The sequence below is a fragment of the Bradyrhizobium sp. R2.2-H genome, from assembly GCF_004346455.1.
Taxonomy (GTDB): domain Bacteria; phylum Pseudomonadota; class Alphaproteobacteria; order Rhizobiales; family Xanthobacteraceae; genus Bradyrhizobium; species Bradyrhizobium diversitatis.
In genome coordinates this window covers 214,388-230,928 of the sequence record NZ_SMBR01000011.1, presented here as the reverse complement: position 1 = coordinate 230,928, position 16,541 = coordinate 214,388, and the positions used below count along the sequence as shown (strand labels likewise).

Here is a 16,541-nt window from a genome sequence, read left to right as displayed (position 1 = left end):
CGCCGCCCGGGGCCGGGTGCGGCGACGGTCCGGCCCGCTCAGCGCGAGATCGTGCCGGAGCGGGTGTAGGTGTTGCCAGCCGGGCCGGTACGGGTGACGTTGCGCGTGCAGCTTCCGTTGGCGCAGCCGCCGGTCGCGGTGACGCTGGAGGTGCCGCGCGGCCCGCTCGCCGTTGCCGACCGCGTCCAGGCATTGGCGTCGGCCGCCGCGGCAACCGACAGAGTGCCGATGACGAGGGAGGTGAGGAAAAGCTTGGTCATGGTCGTCGTCTCCTTCTTGGGGGGCTGCCGTGAGCGGGAGCCGTGCGGAGGAGACTGGTCGTGCCGCGTCTGCGGCGCATTGCCGGAACGAAACGATTGTTATGGCTTTGTCCGACCCGTGTAACACTATGTAACAACGGCGCCCGCGCCCTTGCCTGACGCGAGCCGTTGCCCACAATGCAGCCATGAACGCGCAAGCAGCCACGATTCTCATGGTGGAGGACGATCCCGAAATCAGCCGCCTCGTTGCCGACTTCATGCGGCGCGAGGGGTTCGAGGTCGCCTGTGTCGCCGACGGCAAGGCGATGGATTCGATGCTCCAGCGCCTGCGGCCCGACCTCGTCATCCTCGATCTGATGCTGCCGGGCGAGGACGGGCTGTCGATCTGCCGCCGCCTGCGCGCCGACGATGCCATCCCGATCCTGATGCTGACCGCCAAGAGCGACGAGATCGATCGCGTGGTCGGCCTCGAGATGGGCGCCGACGATTACCTGACGAAGCCGTTCGGTCCGCGCGAGCTGCTGGCGCGGGTTCGCGCCATCCTGCGCCGTGCCAGCGGGACTCCGCCCAAGCCGCTGGTCCGGCGCTTCGCGTTCGACCGCTTCGTGATCGATCTCGATGCGCGCAGTGTCGAGACGACCGGGGCCGAGACGCCGGAGCTGCAATTGACCAGCGCCGAGTTCGACCTGCTCGGTTGCTTCGTGCAGCGGCCGCGAAGGGTGCTCACGCGCGACCAGATCCTCGACTGGACCCGCGGACGTTCGGCCGAGCCGTTCGACCGCACCGTCGACATGCTGATCTCGCGGCTGCGCCGCAAGCTCGACGGTGCAAGTCCCGGCTCCAACCTGATCACGACGGTGCGCAACGGCGGCTATCTGTTCACCGCGACCGTCAAGCAGGTGTCGTGATGCTGCGCGTGACGCTTGCCGCGCGGCTGGCGCTGATCGGACTGGTCGGCTTCATCGTGGTGGTTACCGTGCTCATGGGGATCTTCTACCGCACGACGCTGCAGGAGAACGAGCTCACGCGGCCATCGCCTGCGCGCCTCGATGCGCTTGCAACGTTGCTCGAGGGCACGGTCGGCGACGCACGGCAGGCCGTCCTCGACGCAGTGTCGTCGCCGCAATTCATGGCGCGGATCGTGCCGTCGGGGGCGCCGGTCGACGGCGAGACGCCGGAGCGGCAGCGACAATTGCGCGAGACTTATGCGGCCGGCCTTGCGGGCCGCCCCGTGGAGATTGTGTCGCCGCCCGATCACCGCGCCAGTCGATTGTTTCCCCGCCTCGCGCGGCTGATGGCCAATGCGATCGAATTCCGAATCGGCCTGCGCAGCGGCGATCTGCTGGTCATCGACGCCTATACCCGCCTGCCGGTGACCCAGTTCGGGCTGCCCGTGGGTTTTGGCGCGGGCCTGTTCGGCTCGATCGTGGCGCTGCTGGCGCTTTTGGTCATGCAGCGCGAGACGCGGCCGCTGGCGCGGCTCGCCGCCGCCGTCGATCGTGTCGACCTGTCGGCCGATCCGCCGCCGCTGCCGGATGCAAGGCGCAGCGCGCCGGAGATCCGCGCCGTCATCGCCGCGTTCAACCGCTTGCAGGGGCGGCTTGCCGAGATGCTGCGTGCGCGCATGACGCTGGTTGGCGGCATCGCCCACGATGTCAGGACTTTTGCGACACGGTTGCGGCTGCGCGTCGAGCACATTCCGGACGATGCCGAGCGGCAGCGGGCGGTCGCCGATATCGACGACATGATCCGCCTGCTCGATGACGCGCTGCTGTCGACGCGGGCGGGTGCGGGCGGTCTGTCACAGGAGATGGTCGAGCTCGCCGCTCTGGTGGCCGTCGAGGTGAACGACCGGCATGCTCAGGGCGCGGCGGTCGATCTGGTCACGGACGAGCGTGCGCGCGACGTCGTCGTCCTCGGCGATCGGCTCGCCCTGCGGCGGGTCTTCGCCAACATCATCGACAACGCACTCGCCTATGGCCATGCCGCGCATGTGCGCACGGCCCTGAAGGACGGTGCCGTCGTCGTGTCGATCGGCGACGAGGGACCCGGGATTCCCGCCGATCAGCGTCAGACCGTGCTCGAGCCGTTCCACCGGCTGGAGAAGTCGCGTAATCGCGCAACCGGCGGCGCCGGTCTTGGTCTCGCCGTTGTCCGCAGCCTGGTCGAGGCCCATGGCGGGACGATCGAGATCGGCGCGGCCCCGGGCGGGGGCACGCGGGTCAGCGTCACCCTTCCGGTGTTTCAGCCGGTCTAAAGCATGATCCGGAAAAGTGTGAAGCGGTTTTCCGAGAAGATCATGCCCAAACAACAACCTAAAGCGCGATGATGAGGCCATCCCGATCTCATCGCGCTTTAAAGCGTTTTCGAGCGAAGTGGATACCCGGTTCGCGTGAAGAAAACGCGTCAAAATGAGAATCGGCGTCAGGCCGTTACCACCGCGGGAATCGGCAACGCGGTCACCGACTTGATCTTCTCCATCGCGAAGCGCGAGGTGACGTTTTTCAGCGGCACGGCGCTGATCAGCTTCTTGTAGAACACGTCATAGGCCTGCATGTCCGCGACCACGACGCGGAGCATGTAGTCGACGTCGCCGGCCATGCGATAGAATTCCATCACCTCCGGCATGGCGCTGACGGCTTCGGCGAACCGCTTGAGCCAGGCGTCCGAGTGATCGGCGCTCTCGACCGACACGAACACGGAAATGCCGAGCCCGATCTTGTTCTGGTCGACCAGCGCCACGCGCTTGATGATCACGCCGTCGGCCTCCAGGCGCTGGATGCGCTTCCAGCAGGGGGTCGAGGACAGGCCGACGCGGTCGCCGATCTCGGCCACCGAGAGGGAGGCATCCTCCTGAAGAACCATCAGGATCTTGCGGTCGATGGCATCGAGGCGGCGGCTGGTCTCGGGAACCTGAGCGGCGACATCAGTCATTTGAAGAACTTTGTTTCATTTAATGGGTTGATTTCCCTGATATAGAGAAAATCTTTCCACGGCAAGCCTATAATCTTCGCGGAGCCGTGGAGCTGCTCTAAGGGCGGTGCCGTAAAAAGTCCTCAACTTCAATGCGTTGTGGGGCGGCAAGGCGCCGTCGTGCCGGGTGCATTTCAGTGCTGCGGCGGCCGCAGCGAATTGCACCACCTCGCGCGTCCCCTCGCCCTCGGCAAGCCGGAGCGTGAAGGCGCCATGGAGAAGGATGCGCGGCGCGATGCCGGCTATCGATGGTCCCAGCTCAGGTGCTGCTCTTGTCGTGTACCCAGCGGCCGAGCAGATGATGAGCGATCGCGAAGGGATGCGGGCCGGCGAGCCCGTCGGGATGCGTCCGCGTCAGCATCAGGGCCGCCTCCTCGCGCTTGAACCAGCGCGCGTCTTCCAGCTCCATGCGATCGACGACGATGTCCTCGTTCAGCGCCCGTGCGCTGCAGCCGATCATCAGCGATGACGGATAGGGCCAGGGCTGGGTCATGTAATATTGCACGTCGGTGCAGCGAATGCCCGATTCTTCCAGGATTTCGCGGCGCACCGCGTCCTCGATGGTCTCGGCCGCCTCGACGAAGCCGGCGAGGCAGGAATACATGCCGGGCGGAAACTGCTTCTGGCGGCCGAGCAGGCACTTGTCGCCGGAGGCGACCAGCATGATCACGACCGGGTCGGTGCGCGGAAAGTGCTCGGCCTTGCAGGCCGGGCAGTCGCGCTTCCAGCCGCCTTCCTTCATCGCGCTCCGCGTGCCGCAATTGGCGCAATAGCCGTGGCGCTGATGCCAGCTCACCATCGACTTCGCCATCGCGATCGCCGACAGCTCCTGTGGCGGAAGCGCCCCCTGCATCGCCATGCCGCGCAACTCGGTTATGGTGTAGTCCTCCCGGCCGACCAGCTTCTCGGCGGCGGCCTGCGAGAGTCCCATCCCGAACACGGCAGCGCCATCGCGCAGGCCCAAGAAGATCGTACCGGGATTGGCGCCGCATTTCAGCGCCTCGTCGATTCCGAGCAGCGCGCGCACCGTCTCGCCCTCGCGCTTCACCAGCAGCGAGTCGCGATAGACCACATAGGCGCGCGATGACGGCTTCTGCTCCAGCGCGAACAGCTTCTCGTCGTCGCGGCGCAGATGCGCGGCGCGGTCGAGGATGTTGGTGACAAAGGCCGGCTGTCCCAGCGGAAACGCGTCGAATGCTGACATTTCTCGTTCTTTCAACCCAACCAGATCTTGCGGCGGAGCGCGCTGATGAAATTCTGCACCTCGGTGGCGTCGTGCGCCAGCGGCTGCATCACGCCCCACACGGGCCGTGGCCAGGCCGCGTCACTGGTCCGGCGCGCGATGATGTGGACGTGAAGCTGCGGCACGAGGTTGCCGAGCGCGGCGATGTTGAGCTTGTCGCATCTGGTGATCTCCTTCAGCGCGCGCGAGACACGGGAGATCTCGGTCATCAGCTGCGCCTGCTGCACCTCGTCGAGATCGATGATCTCGACCGCGTCCACCCGGCGCGGCACCAGCAGGAGCCATGGGTAGTGCGCGTCCTTGATGACCAGCACTTTCGACAGCGGCAGATCGCCGATGTCGATGGTGTCCTCTTTCAGGCGGGAGTGCAGCGACCAGGCGGGTTCGGGCATATGCGTTTCCGGATGGCCCGATGGGAGCGGGCTTGTTGGTCGCGAGCATACGATAGGGAGTTAGCAAGGGGAAGGTTAGGGCTCCGCTGCTTATGCATACTCGATCGTCGTCCTGGACAAGCGCGCCCTCGGCGCGCGCAGATCCGGGACCCATAACCACAGGGTGTGGTTGTTGCGCGCGCCGGCAACTCCGAGTCTTCGCCAAACTCGATCCTGTGGTTATGGGTCCCGGGTCTGCGCTGACGCTTGCCCGGGACGACGACCAAGTTTGTGGTGGCGCTGACGGCTGACTTACGCCTCCGCCAGCACCTTTGCATTGGCGCGGACCGAGGCTTCGCTGACGCGGATGCCGAGGCCCGGCCCATCCGGCACCACGACTTGGCCGTTGCGATTCGCAACGCGCTCTTCCAGCACGTCCTCGGTCAGCACGTGATGCGGCATGTAGAATTCGCAGCCGAGCGAGATGCCGGGCGTCGCCGCGATCAGCTGCGTGCCGGCGGCAAGCCCGATGCCGCCCTCCCACAGCGTGCCACCATAGCCGGGCAGGCCGGCGATGTCGGCAATGGCCATGATCGCCTGTGCTTCGAACAGGCCGCCCGCCTTCATCAGCTTGATCGAGACCGCATCGGCCGCCTCGCGGCGTACCACCTCCATCATGTCGCGGCGGTCGAAGCAGCTTTCGTCGGCGAGCACGGGCGTTTCCAGCGCCGCGGTGAGCTGCGCCATCACGTCCAGATATTTGCGTGGCACCGGCTGCTCGATGAAGGTCGGTGCGAACCGCTCGATGTCGCGCAATATTTTGATCGCGCCGAACGGCGCCAGCGCCTGGTTGTAGTCGACGCGCAGGTCGACCTTGTCGCCGAACTCATTGCGGATCGCCTCCAGATGGTGGAGATCCTCGCGATGCGGCTTCACGCCGGTCTTGACCTTGTAGATGACATTGCCGTCCGGAACCATCTTTCGCATGCGGTCGAGATCGGCGGCAAAATCCGGATCGGCGATCGAGAAGGACAGCGGGATCGTGTCGCGCACCCGGCCGCCGAGCAGGTCGGCAACCGAAAGTCCTGACGACTTGCCGACGATGTCGAGCAACGCCATCTCGATTCCGACCTTGGCCTCGGCATATCCGACCAGTGCGCGGTCGAGCTCGGCCATCAGCGCGCGGATGCGGCGGACCGGCTTGCCGAGCAGGATCGGCCGCAGATAGATGTCGAGCGCAGAGAACGCCGCCTCCGGCGTTCCCGTGAAGACCTCCCACGGCGCCGCTTCGCCCCAGCCGATCACGCCTTCGTTCGACGTCAGCTCGATCAGCACGCGCTTGACCGTGCCCTTGACGTTGCCGACGCCCTGCAGGCGCGTCATCTTGATTGGACTTTCGATCAGGAACAGCCTGAGGCGTTCGACGGTCGCTTCGGTCATGTCAGGCCTCCATTGACGTGCCAGATCTGGCCGGTGACGTAGGATGCTTTGGGGGATGCAAGGAACGCGATGATCTCGGCCACTTCTTCCGGCTGCCCGCGCCGGCGCATCGGAATCAACGCCTCGGTGGCAGCGATCTGCTCGGGTGAAAGACGGCTCTCGCTGGGCTTGTCCTTGACGATCAGGCCCGGCGCGACCGCGTTGACGGTGATGCCGTCTTTCGCAAGCTCGATCGCGGTGAGGCGCACCAGCGCCTCCAGCGCGGCTCGGCTCGCAGCGGTGGCCGCAAACGGCGCGAATTCGGGTCGGATCGCATGTGCCACGAAGGAGGAGACTGCAACGATCCGCGCGTCACGTCCCGCGCGCAGCAGCTGAAGCGCGGCCTCGACCATCCGCGTGAACGCCAGCGCCGATTCATCCATTGCTTGGCGAAACTGGTCCGCCGGCGTGCCGATCGCGCTGCCGCGGCGGGCATGGCCACCGACGAGGACCAATCCGTCGAGGCGGCCGAAGGCTGTTTGCGCGGCGGCGATGGCGTCGGTGACGGCCGCTTCCTCGGCGAGATCGCCGAGACATTTGACGACCACAGCGCCGTTCGCTCCGGCTTCCGCCGCGGTGGCGTCCAGGCCTTCTGCGTTGGAGCGCGTGTGCAGCACAAGCCCGGTACCGGGCGCGGCGAGAAGTTTTGCCGTGGCGCGGCCGATGCCACTGGCGGCACCGGTGACGAGATAGACGCGGTTGATATCAGGCATCACGATGTCGCGTTGGCCGGCGGCAGCGCGCCGGTGCGGTGGAAATGGCTGAGGAAAGCGCGCGTGGCGGCTTCCCTGGGATTGTCGATCACCTGCCGCGCCGGGCCCTCTTCGACCACGACGCCGTCGCGCATGAAGATCAGGCGGTCGGCGACCTCGCGGGCAAAGGCGATCTCGTGGGTCACGATCACCATGGTCATGCCCTCCGACGCCAGTTGCTGGATCACGTTGAGCACCTCGCCGACCAATTCAGGGTCGAGCGCCGAGGTCGCCTCGTCGAACAGCATGACATCAGGCTCCATGGCGAGCGCCCGCGCGATGGCGACGCGCTGCTTCTGGCCGCCGGAGAGCGTCGCCGGATATTGATCGGCCTTTTCGGCAAGGCCGACCTTGGCCAGCTGCGCCCGCGCGAGCTTCTCGGCGTCGGCCTTGGCCATGCGCCGTACCGTGACCGGCCCCTCCATCACGTTCTGCAGCGTCGTCATGTGCGGGAACAGGTTGAAATGCTGGAACACCATTCCGGTGGTGGTGCGAAATTTTGCCAGAGTCTTCGTGTCAGGAAGCCTCGTACCATCACCGAACACGAAGCGGGTGTCGCCGACGCGGACGCTGCCACCGTCGGGCACCACCAGCAGATTGATGCAGCGGAGCAGGGTCGATTTGCCCGAGCCCGACGGGCCGATCAGCGCCACGACGCCGCCCTTGGCGACGTCGAGATTGATGTTCTTGAGGACCTCGTTGCTGCCGAAGCGCTTGCGCAAGGCCCGGATCTCGATTTTCGAAGTGCTATTGGAAGGCTCGCTCATTCGCCGACCGCCAGTCGCTTCTCGCCGCGGCGAACGAGGATGGTGAGCGGAATCAGGATCGCCGCATAGGCGACCGCAACCGCGGTGTAGGTCTCCAGCGGCCGGTAGCTGTCATGGGCGGCGACCTGGCTCTGGTAGACGAGGTCGGGCACCGCCAGCACCGAGACCAGCGAGGTGTTCTTGAACTGGATGATGGACTGGTTCATCAGTGCCGGGATCATGCGCTTAATCGCCTGCGGCAGCACGATGCGCCGCATGCTCTGGCTGGGCGTCATGCCGAGCGCGGCGCCGGCCTCCGACTGACCCTTGTCGATCGAGACGATGCCGCCGCGGATGATCTCCGAATAGAATGAGCCGCCATAGAGCGAGAGCGCCAGCGCCGAGGCGGCAATCGGCGTCATCTCGACGCCGGCGAGGATCGGCAGCGCGTAGTAGAACCAGATCAGCTGCACCAGGATCGGCGTGCAGCGGAACGCCTCGATGAAGGTGAGGGCGAGCAGGCGCAACGCCTTGAAGCGAGACAGGCTGCCGAACGCTCCCAATAGGCCGAACAGCAATCCGCATACGACGATGACGATGGTGAAGCCGACGGTGACGCCGAGCCCGTTGAGAAAGAGCCAGCGATAGCTCCAGAGGATGCCGAAGTCCCACTGATACATGCGTGTGTCTTACTCGTCGTGGGTGCCGTTGGCACCGTCATTCCGGGACGCCCGAAGGGCGAACCCGGAAGCTCGAGATTCCGGGTTCTCGCTGCGCGAGCCCCGGAATGGCAGTGGAGAATTACAACGAAACGCCCGGCGGAATGTCCGCCTCGGTCACGCCCACCAGCTCCATGTTGGTGATGATCGCGTTGCGGATGAAGCCGAGGCCCTTGTTGAAGTCGATCCAGGTGTTGACGTAGTCGCGCCAGGTCTTGTCGGTCTCGCGGCGGAAGCCGGCATTCGACGTGGTGGCGAAGATCGGCGTCGGAAGCACGAGCTGGCCGAGCGATGGATTCTTCTTCAGCACGGTCAGCGACAGCATGGTGATCAGGCACTGCGCATCGACGCGGCCGGTCTGGAGCGCGGCGGTGGCATCGTCGGCGGTCTTGAGCCGCGTGATCTGCGCCTTCGGCGTGAGGCGGCTGACCACCTGGTCGTGCGAGGAGCCCTGGTCGACCGCGATCTTGATGTCGGGCGAGTTCAATTCGGCCCAGCTCTTCGGCTTGAAGTCCTTCTTGCAGAGGATGGCGAACGCGTTGTTGAAGACCGGCACCGAGAAGTCCACCACCAGTGCGCGCTTCGGAGTCGGGTTGAGGCCGAAGAAGATGTCGATCTTGTTGGCCTGCAGGTCGAGCACCGAATTGCCCCAGGTGGTCTCGGTGATCTCGAGCTCGGCCTCCATGTCGTCGGCGAGGCCCTTGGCGATGTCGATGTAGAAGCCCTTCCACTGGCCGGAGGCGAGGTCCTTCATGTAATAGGGTGCGCCGCCGCCGACCGCGCCGATCCGCATCTTCTTGGTCCGGCGGATGCGGGCGAAGGTCGATTCGTTCGGATCGGCTGTCTGGGCCACGGCCGGCGAAGCCAGCGCGGCCGCTGTCACCGCGCCCAATCCGACAATCGATGCAACATCACGACGTGTAACCATTAGGATCAATCGCTTTTCTGGTTGGATGGAGTTCCGGGTAGGGCGTTCTTAGCAAGGTGGTCCGCACGGTGAAAGCACAGCCTGTCGGCTGGGCAGGCCGGGAATTGCCCGGATACTGGGCAAGCTCGATCTAGTTCAATCCGATACCCGCTTGCTTTCCGCTCCCTTTGGCCCCAAATAGGGACCGGGAGATTGGCGGTGGACGAGCCACTCGCCAACCGGGTCAGGTCCGGAAGGAAGCAGCCCTAACGAGGTCCGGATCGGGTCGCTCGTCAGTCTCCTACCTGTTTTTTCGAGCGAATTGCGCCGGCGGTCGCCCCGCCAGCGCGCTCCTTTCCGCAAGAGCCGGCCAAGAGACATTTCATTGCGGATCGACCGATGACCGACGCTGGCGCCCCTCCCAATCCCGATAGCGCCGGCAACGCACCCTACCGGGTTTTGGCGCGCAAATACCGCCCTTCCTCTTTTGACGATCTGATCGGACAGGAGGCGGTGGTCCGCACCGTCTCCAACGCGTTCGAGACCGGGCGCATTCCGCAGGCCTGGATCCTCACCGGCGTCCGCGGTGTCGGCAAGACCACCACCGCGCGCATCCTCGCCCGCGCGCTCAACTACGAGATGCCTGATGGTTCGGTGAAGGGCCCGACCATCCACATGCCGACCTTGGGCGTGCACTGCCAGGCGATCATGGAAAGCCGGCACATGGACGTGCTGGAGATGGACGCCGCCTCGCACACCGGCGTCGACGACGTCCGACAGATCAATGACAGCGTGCGCTATGCCCCCGCCAGCGCCCGCTACAAGGTCTACATCATCGACGAAGTCCACATGCTGTCGACGGCAGCGTTCAACGCCTTCCTGAAGACGCTGGAGGAGCCGCCGGAGCACGCCAAGTTCGTGTTCGCGACGACGGAGATCCGCAAGGTTCCGGTCACCGTGCTGTCGCGCTGCCAGCGCTTCGACCTGCGCCGGGTCGAGGCGGACGTGCTGATGAAGCACCTCGCCAACATCGCGGCCAGGGAAAACGTCGAGATCGAGCCGGAGGCGCTCGGCATCATCGCGCGCGCCGCCGAAGGCTCCGTGCGCGATTCTCTCTCGCTGCTCGACCAGGCGATCGCCCACGCGGCCGGCACCGTCAAGGCCGATGCCGTCCGGCAGATGCTGGGCCTCGCCGACCGCACCCGCGTCATCGATCTCTTCGATTCGCTGGTGCGCGGCGACATCGCCGCGGCATTCAAGGAGTTCCGCGAGCAATACGACGTCGGCGCCGATCCCATCGTCGTGCTCTCGGACCTCGCCGAATTCGTCAATTTCGTCACCCGCGTGAAGATCGTGCCGGCGACCGCCGATAACGTCGCCTATGGCGAGACCGAGCGGGTTCGGGCGCGGGATTTCGCCTCGAAGATCTCGATGCGCGTGTTGTCGCGGATGTGGCAGATGCTGCTCAAGGGCATTACCGAGGTGCAGGCCGCAACGCGCCCCGCAGCCGCGGCGGAAATGGTTCTGGTCCGCATTGCCTATGTCGCCGATCTACCGACGCCGGACGAAGCGATCAGGATGCTGGAGCAGAACGGCGGCGGCTCCCCGGTCGTGAGCGGCGGCAGTGCGGCGCGCAGCGCGCCTTCCGCGCCGGTTGCGTCCGCGGCGCCTGTTCGCATGCCGACCGCCTCGCCCTCTTCGTTCGGCGGTGGCGCGGCCCGGCCGCAGATGGCGGCCCCGGCGCCGGATCCGCAAGCCGCGGCACCGCAACTGCGCGTCACGAGCTTCACCCAGCTCGTCGCGCTCGCAGGGCAGAAGCGCGACATCATGACCAAGAGCGCGCTCGAAGGCGACATGCGCCTCGTCCGCTTCGAGGAGGGCCGGCTGGAAGTCGCGCTCGAGCCCAACGCTTCCAAGACCATGATCTCGGAGCTTGCGAAGAAGTTCGAGCTGTGGACCGGCCGGCGCTGGACTGTGATCGTCTCCAACGAGCAGGGCCAACCGACGCTGCGCTCGGTGAACCAGGCGGCCAAGCAGGAGCATGCCCGTACCGCGGAAGCCGATCCGCGCGTGCAGGAGGTGCTGTCGCGCTTCCCCGGCGCCAAGGTCGTCGAGGTCCGCAGGCTTGCCCCCGAGGCCCCGGAGACCAATATCAATGCCGACTATGGCAGTGACGATCCGCCCGACGGTTCCGACGGCGACGACGATCTCTGAGCCATTCATTCAAGGACGAGCACCCATGGCTGATTTTCTCGGCATGATGAAGCAGGCGGCACAGCTGCAATCCAAGATGCAGGAGATGCAGGACCAACTCGCCAACGTCGAGGTCGAAGGCATCTCCGGCGGCGGCCTCGTCGCCGTGCGCATGACCGCGAAGATGGACGTGAAGGGCATCAAGATCGATCCCTCGCTGATGAAGGCGGAAGAGCGCGAGGTGCTGGAAGACCTGCTCGTCACCGCGCTCAGTGATGCCCGCCGCAAGGCAGAGACCGCCATGCAGGAGAAGATGCAGGCCCTCACGGGCGGGCTCGGCCTGCCGCCGGGGTTGTTCGGCCAATAATAGGATTTTCTCGTTGTTGGAATTCGTCCGCGGTTTCGTCCCACCTCTCCCCAACGGGGAGAGGTCGATTTGCTCCTGGCGATGCGAAGCATCGTCCAGTGCAAATCGGGTGAGGGGGCTTACGTCCCATGATGGTGCGGAACCCCTCACCCGCGCCTTCGGCGCGACCTCTCCCTATGGGAGAGGTTTGCCGCCGTCGTTGCCGCGGCGAGGTAACCCTATTTCGGCATGGCTTGGAGCAGATGGGCGCGGTTGCAGGTCCTGAGATCGAGCGGCTGGTCCAGCTTCTCGCGCGGCTGCCGGGCCTCGGTCCGCGCTCGGCGCGGCGCGCCGCGCTGCATCTGATCAAGAAGCGCGAAGCGCTGATGATGCCGCTGACTTCGGCTCTCCAGGTCGCGCTCGACAAGGTCGAGGTCTGCAAGACCTGCGGCAATATCGACACGCAAAATCCCTGCACGGTCTGTACCGATCCGAAGCGCGATCCCTCCATCATCGTCGTCGTCGCCGATGTTGCCGACCTCTGGGCGCTGGAGCGGGCCAATGCCACCCAGGGGCGCTATCACGTGCTGGGCGCGACGTTGTCGCCGCTCGACGGCGTCGGTCCGCAGGATCTCACCATCGATTCGCTGGTGGCACGCGCGCATGATTCGCAGGTGCACGAGATCATCCTGGCGCTGAACGCGACGGTCGACGGCCAGACCACCGCGCATTACATCACCGACCTGCTTCAGGACGCCAATGTGAAGGTGACGCGGCTCGCCCACGGAGTTCCTGTCGGCGGCGAGCTTGATTATCTCGATGAAGGTACGCTATCGGCTGCGATGCGGCAGCGCACCCTGTTCTAGCCATCCAGACTTCACGGAACGGACGACATGACGAAACTTTTCGCCACACGATCGGCTTTGGTCGCGACGATGATGATGCTGGTGACCCCGGCCATGTCCGCGCAGCAGGGCGACGAGATGCCGCCGCCGTCCAAGCCCGGCAAGCCGATCAACACCGGCGACGTGCTCTCGGGCGAACTGAACGCGATGAAGGTCCGCGACGTCAAGAACGGCAAGCGCGTCGCCACCTACCAGATCACCTCCGAGCCGCGGCGCCTGCCGCCGCCGAACGGGCTGTGCAATCTCGAGACCGGCCCGGAGACCTTCCAGCTCGTCACCTCCACCGATGCGCAGGCCACGCAGCTGAAATCGTTCGTCGGCAAGGAGATCTCGGTCAAGGTCGACGAGATCGCCTGCGCCAGCGATGCCGGCCAGATGAGCGAGGCCGTGATCACGAAGTGGAGCCTGATCAAGAAGCAGTAAGGGCGATATCGCCCGGCCGGGTGACGAGCACGGTACCTTGATCTCCGGTTGTGCGTCGAGCATAGTGCAAGCGATTGTGTTGTGAGAGGTCGCTAAGCTGTGCGTGGAATAGTCCTTGCCGTCCTGCTGGTCCTTGCCGGCGCGACATCGGCGGTCTCGGCCGCCCCGGATGCCGCGTCTTATCCGACTGCCGCGGCTGCGCTTGCCTCGCTGCGCGCCAAGCCGGGGGTGAAGACGTCGATTCAATCAGGATGGACCTTGATCGAGGATGCGGCCACTCTGAGCCTGTGGTCGTTTCCGCCGACGGGACATCCGGCCTATCCCGCAGCCGTTCAGCGCCGCGTCGTGCAGGAAGGAAGCGAGCTCGTCATCCGAATGAACGTCCTTTGCGAAGCGTCCAAGGCCGCTTGCGATGCGTTGGTAGCCGATTTCGAGGTGCTCAACGGACGTGTTCAGAAAGAGATGCAGCGCTAGGCTTACACCCGCGTCGGCTCCAACGTGTCGAAATGGTCACGCTTCTGCAAGTAAGCCAGCAGCATTAGGCTCGGGATGGCGACGAGGACGGAGATCGCGAAGAACATCGGCCAGCCCGTCGCTTTCGCCAGATAGCCCGCGCCCGATGACAAATAGGTGCGTCCCACTGCGGCGAGCGCCGTCAGCAGCGCATATTGGGTCGCGGTGTGCAACGGGTTCTGGCACAGTGCGGAGAGATAGGCGACGAAGATCACGGTGCCGATGGCGTTGCAGAAATTGTCGGAAGTGATTGCGAGGGTCAGCGCCCATTCATTGACGCCGACGAGTGCCAGCCACGAGAACGACAGGTTTGAGATTGCCTGTACGATGCCGCCGATCCACAGGCTCGTTGCGAGCGAATAGCGCCGTGCCACGAAGCCGCCCGCAAAACCGCCGGCCAGGGTCGCTGCGATGCCGACGCCCTTCACGATCACCGCGTAGTCGTTCCGCGTGAAGCCGATGTCGATCACGAACGGAACGGTCATGTTGCCGGAGAACGCGTCGGTGAACTTGAACAGCACGACGAAGGCAAGTGCCGCCCACGCTTCCTTGCGGCTCAGGAATTCCGAGAACGCGCCCATCGCGGCATGGAACACCCGCATGAGCGCGTCCTCGTTCTGCGTGGCAGCCTCGGCGCGCTTGGATTGTGCGGGCTCGGTGGCGGCCAGCGCCGTCACCGTGCCGATCAGCACCAGAGCCGCCATCACCACATAGCCCCACATCCAGGCGGCGCCACGCGGGACGATCGTCTCGAAGCCGGTGACGATGAACAAGGCGCCCGCAGTCGATATCAGCATGCCGATGCGATAGGCCGCGACATAGGCGGCCATGCCGGCCGCCTGCTCGCTTTCAGGCAGGCTCTCGACGCGGAATGCATCGACGACGATGTCCTGCGTCGAGGACATCGTCGCGACCAGGAGCGCACCAAGCGCGACGAACAGCGGCGAGCGCGCCGGATCGGTCAGCGCCAACAGCAGGATCGCGCCGATCAGCAGCAGCTGCGAAAACACCAGCCACCCACGCCGGCGGCCGAAGGCGCGGGTGAAGAACGGCACATGCAGCGCGTCAACCAGCGGCGCCCACAGGAATTTGAGCGTGTACGGCGTTCCAACCAGCGCAAAGAGCCCGATCGTTCCGAGATCGACCCCCGCCTCGGCCATCCACACCAGCAGCGTCGAGCCCGACAGCGCCAGCGGCAGCCCCGAGGAGAAGCCGAGGAACAGCACGATCAGCACCCGCGGCTGCAGGTAAACGGCAAGGCCGTCGCGCCAGGAGGCGGCGGGAGCGCCAGCGGAGGAAGTCGCGTCGGGTGCGGTCATGGGGGGGTGTTAGCAGATTCTGGGGGCGCTGCCTCTGCTACAAAACTCGTCATGCCCGGGCTTGTCCCGGGCATCCACGTTCTTGGCGCCGTTCAAAGGTCGTGGATGGCCGGGACAAGCCCGGCCATGACGGCGTGGGCTCTACTCTCCCGCCTGGAGCTGCCTCGGAAACAGCTCGCCCGCAGCTGTCGCAACCAGCCGCGGAGCCTCCGGCGCATCGGTCTTGCTGAAATCCAGCTCCTCGATTCGGCCCGCGCGCTTTTCGATCTTGTCGGCGGAGATCAGCACCTGGCGGACGTCCTCGTTCACGTCGGCGAAGTGCTTCTGCAGCTTCAGCACGCGGTCGCGCAGGCGGCCGAGGTCGTCGCCGAGCTTGATCACTTCGGTGCGGATCTGGTCGGCGGCATCGCGCATGCGCGCGTCCTTCATGATCTGCTGCATCACCTGGATCGCGAGCATCAAGAGCGAGGGCGACACCAGCACGACGCGGGCGCGATAGGCCTTCTGGATCACGTCGTCGAAACCGTCATGGATCTCGGCGTAGACGGATTCCGACGGCACGAACATCAGCGCCATCTCCTGGGTCTCGCCGGCGACGAGGTATTTCTCCGCGATGTCGCTGACATGCTTCATCACGTCGCCGCGCAGTCGTTGCGTGGCGACTCGCCGCTCCTCGTCGGTGCGGGCGTCGTGCAGCGCCGTCATCGCTTCCAGCGGGAATTTCGCGTCGATGCAAAGCGGCCGCTGATCGGGCAGGAACACGACGCAGTCCGGGCGCTTGCCGGTGGAGAGCGTGAACTGGAACTCGTAGGCCCCCTTCGGCAGCCCGTCCTGGACGATCGCCTCCATCCGCGCCTGGCCGAAGGCGCCGCGCGACTGCTTGTTGGCGAGCACGTCGCGCAAGGTGGTTACCTGCGTGGTGAGATCGGTGAGGTTCCTGTGCGCGCTGTCGATGATGCCGAGCCGCTCGTGCAGGGCGCGCAGGCTCTCCATGGTGTTGCGGGTGGAGTGTTCCATGGACTGGCCGACGCGGTGGGTCACCGAATCCAGCCGCTCGTTCACCGCCCGCGCCATCTCGGCCTGACGGCCGGCCAGCGCCTGGGTCATGGCATCGACCCGGCCCGACGACTCGCTCTGCGCCCGCAGCACCTCGCTCAGACGTTCCTCGAGCTCGTCGGCCCGGATCGCATGGGCCATGGCGAGTTCCGCGCCGCGCCGCCCGGACCGCGCGATCACGACCGCAATCACCACAAGCAGGACGAGAACCAGGGCACCGAAGCCGATCAACGCGTCCACGACGCGCACCGGCCATTCGCCGAGCATGAAGATGATGTCGTTCATGCCGACCCTTCTAGCCGATTCGCCGGGGCGCACGAACGAATAGCGAACATT

General features: G+C 65.5%; 18 protein-coding genes, 1 other RNA gene and 1 pseudogene. 8 read left to right on the top strand and 12 right to left on the bottom strand.

Annotated features, from left to right (window positions below; all coding sequences use genetic code 11):
- Positions 1–38: 38 nt before the first annotated feature.
- On the bottom strand, positions 39–260 hold the full coding sequence (locus EDE08_RS27245; RefSeq protein ID WP_131871821.1) for a hypothetical protein: 222 nt from the start codon (positions 258–260) through the stop codon (positions 39–41).
- 185 nt (positions 261–445) lie between these two features.
- Between EDE08_RS27245 and EDE08_RS27240 the strand changes: the two genes are divergently transcribed.
- Positions 446–1,168: a response regulator gene (locus EDE08_RS27240; protein WP_131871820.1), complete on the top strand. Its 723-nt coding sequence runs from the start codon at positions 446–448 to the stop codon at positions 1,166–1,168.
- Complete coding sequence (locus EDE08_RS27235) at positions 1,168–2,517, top strand: sensor histidine kinase (protein ID WP_131871819.1); 1,350 nt, start codon at positions 1,168–1,170, stop codon at positions 2,515–2,517. Before EDE08_RS27240 ends, EDE08_RS27235 begins: the two co-directional genes overlap by 1 nt.
- 167 nt (positions 2,518–2,684) lie before the next feature.
- Here EDE08_RS27235 and EDE08_RS27230 read toward each other — a convergent pair whose 3' ends face one another.
- The 9 genes and pseudogenes from EDE08_RS27230 to EDE08_RS27190 all read right to left on the bottom strand — a co-directional run bounded on the left by EDE08_RS27230 (position 2,685) and on the right by EDE08_RS27190 (position 9,471).
- A complete protein-coding gene (locus tag EDE08_RS27230; RefSeq protein ID WP_131871818.1) occupies positions 2,685–3,194 on the bottom strand; it encodes an Lrp/AsnC family transcriptional regulator in 510 nt (169 codons plus the stop codon).
- Between the two features lie 97 nt (positions 3,195–3,291).
- Positions 3,292–3,455 (bottom strand): annotated as a pseudogene (locus EDE08_RS39170) (sugar kinase); the annotation flags it as partial.
- 37 nt (positions 3,456–3,492) lie between these two features.
- The gene (gene nudC, locus EDE08_RS27220; protein ID WP_131871817.1) at positions 3,493–4,437 is read right to left on the bottom strand and encodes an NAD(+) diphosphatase; all 945 of its coding nucleotides are present in this window, start codon (positions 4,435–4,437) and stop codon (positions 3,493–3,495) included.
- 11 nt (positions 4,438–4,448) lie between these two features.
- Positions 4,449–4,868 carry an HIT domain-containing protein gene (locus EDE08_RS27215; protein WP_131871816.1) on the bottom strand — a complete coding sequence of 140 codons (420 nt, stop codon included), beginning with the start codon at positions 4,866–4,868 and terminating at the stop codon, positions 4,449–4,451.
- 291 nt (positions 4,869–5,159) lie between these two features.
- Complete coding sequence (locus tag EDE08_RS27210; RefSeq protein WP_131871815.1) at positions 5,160–6,287, bottom strand: muconate cycloisomerase family protein; 1,128 nt, start codon at positions 6,285–6,287, stop codon at positions 5,160–5,162.
- Positions 6,284–7,039 (bottom strand): SDR family NAD(P)-dependent oxidoreductase, encoded by a 756-nt coding sequence (locus EDE08_RS27205; protein WP_131871814.1) that lies wholly within the window; start codon positions 7,037–7,039, stop codon positions 6,284–6,286. The genes EDE08_RS27210 and EDE08_RS27205 overlap by 4 nt, the downstream gene beginning before the upstream one ends.
- Entirely contained in the window at positions 7,039–7,845 is an 807-nt protein-coding gene (locus EDE08_RS27200; protein WP_131871813.1) for an amino acid ABC transporter ATP-binding protein, read from the bottom strand. Before EDE08_RS27200 ends, EDE08_RS27205 begins: the two co-directional genes overlap by 1 nt.
- Complete coding sequence (locus EDE08_RS27195) at positions 7,842–8,504, bottom strand: amino acid ABC transporter permease (protein WP_131871812.1); 663 nt, start codon at positions 8,502–8,504, stop codon at positions 7,842–7,844. The genes EDE08_RS27200 and EDE08_RS27195 overlap by 4 nt, the downstream gene beginning before the upstream one ends.
- Positions 8,505–8,625: 121 nt before the next feature.
- Positions 8,626–9,471 carry a transporter substrate-binding domain-containing protein gene (locus EDE08_RS27190; protein WP_131871811.1) on the bottom strand — a complete coding sequence of 282 codons (846 nt, stop codon included), beginning with the start codon at positions 9,469–9,471 and terminating at the stop codon, positions 8,626–8,628.
- Between the two features lie 187 nt (positions 9,472–9,658).
- Here EDE08_RS27190 and ffs point away from each other — a divergent pair.
- From ffs to EDE08_RS27160, 6 genes are all read left to right on the top strand, one after another.
- Positions 9,659–9,755, top strand: an RNA gene (gene ffs / locus EDE08_RS27185) — signal recognition particle sRNA small type.
- Between the two features lie 94 nt (positions 9,756–9,849).
- A complete protein-coding gene (locus EDE08_RS27180; RefSeq protein WP_131871810.1) occupies positions 9,850–11,664 on the top strand; it encodes a DNA polymerase III subunit gamma/tau in 1,815 nt (604 codons plus the stop codon).
- 25 nt (positions 11,665–11,689) lie between these two features.
- Positions 11,690–12,010 carry a YbaB/EbfC family nucleoid-associated protein gene (locus EDE08_RS27175; protein ID WP_061879603.1) on the top strand — a complete coding sequence of 107 codons (321 nt, stop codon included), beginning with the start codon at positions 11,690–11,692 and terminating at the stop codon, positions 12,008–12,010.
- Between the two features lie 242 nt (positions 12,011–12,252).
- Positions 12,253–12,855: a recombination mediator RecR gene (gene recR, locus EDE08_RS27170; RefSeq protein ID WP_131871809.1), complete on the top strand. Its 603-nt coding sequence runs from the start codon at positions 12,253–12,255 to the stop codon at positions 12,853–12,855.
- Positions 12,856–12,882: 27 nt separating this feature from the next.
- Positions 12,883–13,317 carry a hypothetical protein gene (locus tag EDE08_RS27165; RefSeq protein WP_061879601.1) on the top strand — a complete coding sequence of 145 codons (435 nt, stop codon included), beginning with the start codon at positions 12,883–12,885 and terminating at the stop codon, positions 13,315–13,317.
- 99 nt (positions 13,318–13,416) lie between these two features.
- Complete coding sequence (locus EDE08_RS27160) at positions 13,417–13,791, top strand: molecular chaperone DnaJ (protein ID WP_131871808.1); 375 nt, start codon at positions 13,417–13,419, stop codon at positions 13,789–13,791.
- Between the two features lie 2 nt (positions 13,792–13,793).
- Here EDE08_RS27160 and EDE08_RS27155 read toward each other — a convergent pair whose 3' ends face one another.
- Together EDE08_RS27155 and EDE08_RS27150 are read right to left on the bottom strand one after the other, a co-directional pair.
- Positions 13,794–15,149, bottom strand: a complete 1,356-nt coding sequence (locus tag EDE08_RS27155; protein WP_131871807.1) for an AmpG family muropeptide MFS transporter — start codon at positions 15,147–15,149, stop codon at positions 13,794–13,796.
- Between the two features lie 141 nt (positions 15,150–15,290).
- On the bottom strand, positions 15,291–16,490 hold the full coding sequence (locus EDE08_RS27150) for a DNA recombination protein RmuC (RefSeq protein ID WP_165936207.1): 1,200 nt from the start codon (positions 16,488–16,490) through the stop codon (positions 15,291–15,293).
- Positions 16,491–16,541: the final 51 nt, after the last annotated feature.

What these genes read in the sequence shown, in the direction of transcription:
- EDE08_RS27245 (WP_131871821.1), bottom strand. Translation starts at nt 260, where the DNA reads ATGACCAAGCTTTTCCTCACCTCCCTCGTCATCGGCACTCTGTCGGTT.
- EDE08_RS27240 (WP_131871820.1), top strand. Translation starts at nt 446, where the DNA reads ATGAACGCGCAAGCAGCCACGATTCTCATGGTGGAGGACGATCCCGAA.
- EDE08_RS27235 (WP_131871819.1), top strand. Translation starts at nt 1,168, where the DNA reads ATGCTGCGCGTGACGCTTGCCGCGCGGCTGGCGCTGATCGGACTGGTC.
- EDE08_RS27230 (WP_131871818.1), bottom strand. Translation starts at nt 3,194, where the DNA reads ATGACTGATGTCGCCGCTCAGGTTCCCGAGACCAGCCGCCGCCTCGAT.
- nudC (WP_131871817.1), bottom strand. Translation starts at nt 4,437, where the DNA reads ATGTCAGCATTCGACGCGTTTCCGCTGGGACAGCCGGCCTTTGTCACC.
- EDE08_RS27215 (WP_131871816.1), bottom strand. Translation starts at nt 4,868, where the DNA reads ATGCCCGAACCCGCCTGGTCGCTGCACTCCCGCCTGAAAGAGGACACC.
- EDE08_RS27210 (WP_131871815.1), bottom strand. Translation starts at nt 6,287, where the DNA reads ATGACCGAAGCGACCGTCGAACGCCTCAGGCTGTTCCTGATCGAAAGT.
- EDE08_RS27205 (WP_131871814.1), bottom strand. Translation starts at nt 7,039, where the DNA reads ATGCCTGATATCAACCGCGTCTATCTCGTCACCGGTGCCGCCAGTGGC.
- EDE08_RS27200 (WP_131871813.1), bottom strand. Translation starts at nt 7,845, where the DNA reads ATGAGCGAGCCTTCCAATAGCACTTCGAAAATCGAGATCCGGGCCTTG.
- EDE08_RS27195 (WP_131871812.1), bottom strand. Translation starts at nt 8,504, where the DNA reads ATGTATCAGTGGGACTTCGGCATCCTCTGGAGCTATCGCTGGCTCTTT.
- EDE08_RS27190 (WP_131871811.1), bottom strand. Translation starts at nt 9,471, where the DNA reads ATGGTTACACGTCGTGATGTTGCATCGATTGTCGGATTGGGCGCGGTG.
- EDE08_RS27180 (WP_131871810.1), top strand. Translation starts at nt 9,850, where the DNA reads ATGACCGACGCTGGCGCCCCTCCCAATCCCGATAGCGCCGGCAACGCA.
- EDE08_RS27175 (WP_061879603.1), top strand. Translation starts at nt 11,690, where the DNA reads ATGGCTGATTTTCTCGGCATGATGAAGCAGGCGGCACAGCTGCAATCC.
- recR (WP_131871809.1), top strand. Translation starts at nt 12,253, where the DNA reads ATGGGCGCGGTTGCAGGTCCTGAGATCGAGCGGCTGGTCCAGCTTCTC.
- EDE08_RS27165 (WP_061879601.1), top strand. Translation starts at nt 12,883, where the DNA reads ATGACGAAACTTTTCGCCACACGATCGGCTTTGGTCGCGACGATGATG.
- EDE08_RS27155 (WP_131871807.1), bottom strand. Translation starts at nt 15,149, where the DNA reads ATGACCGCACCCGACGCGACTTCCTCCGCTGGCGCTCCCGCCGCCTCC.
- EDE08_RS27150 (WP_165936207.1), bottom strand. Translation starts at nt 16,490, where the DNA reads ATGAACGACATCATCTTCATGCTCGGCGAATGGCCGGTGCGCGTCGTG.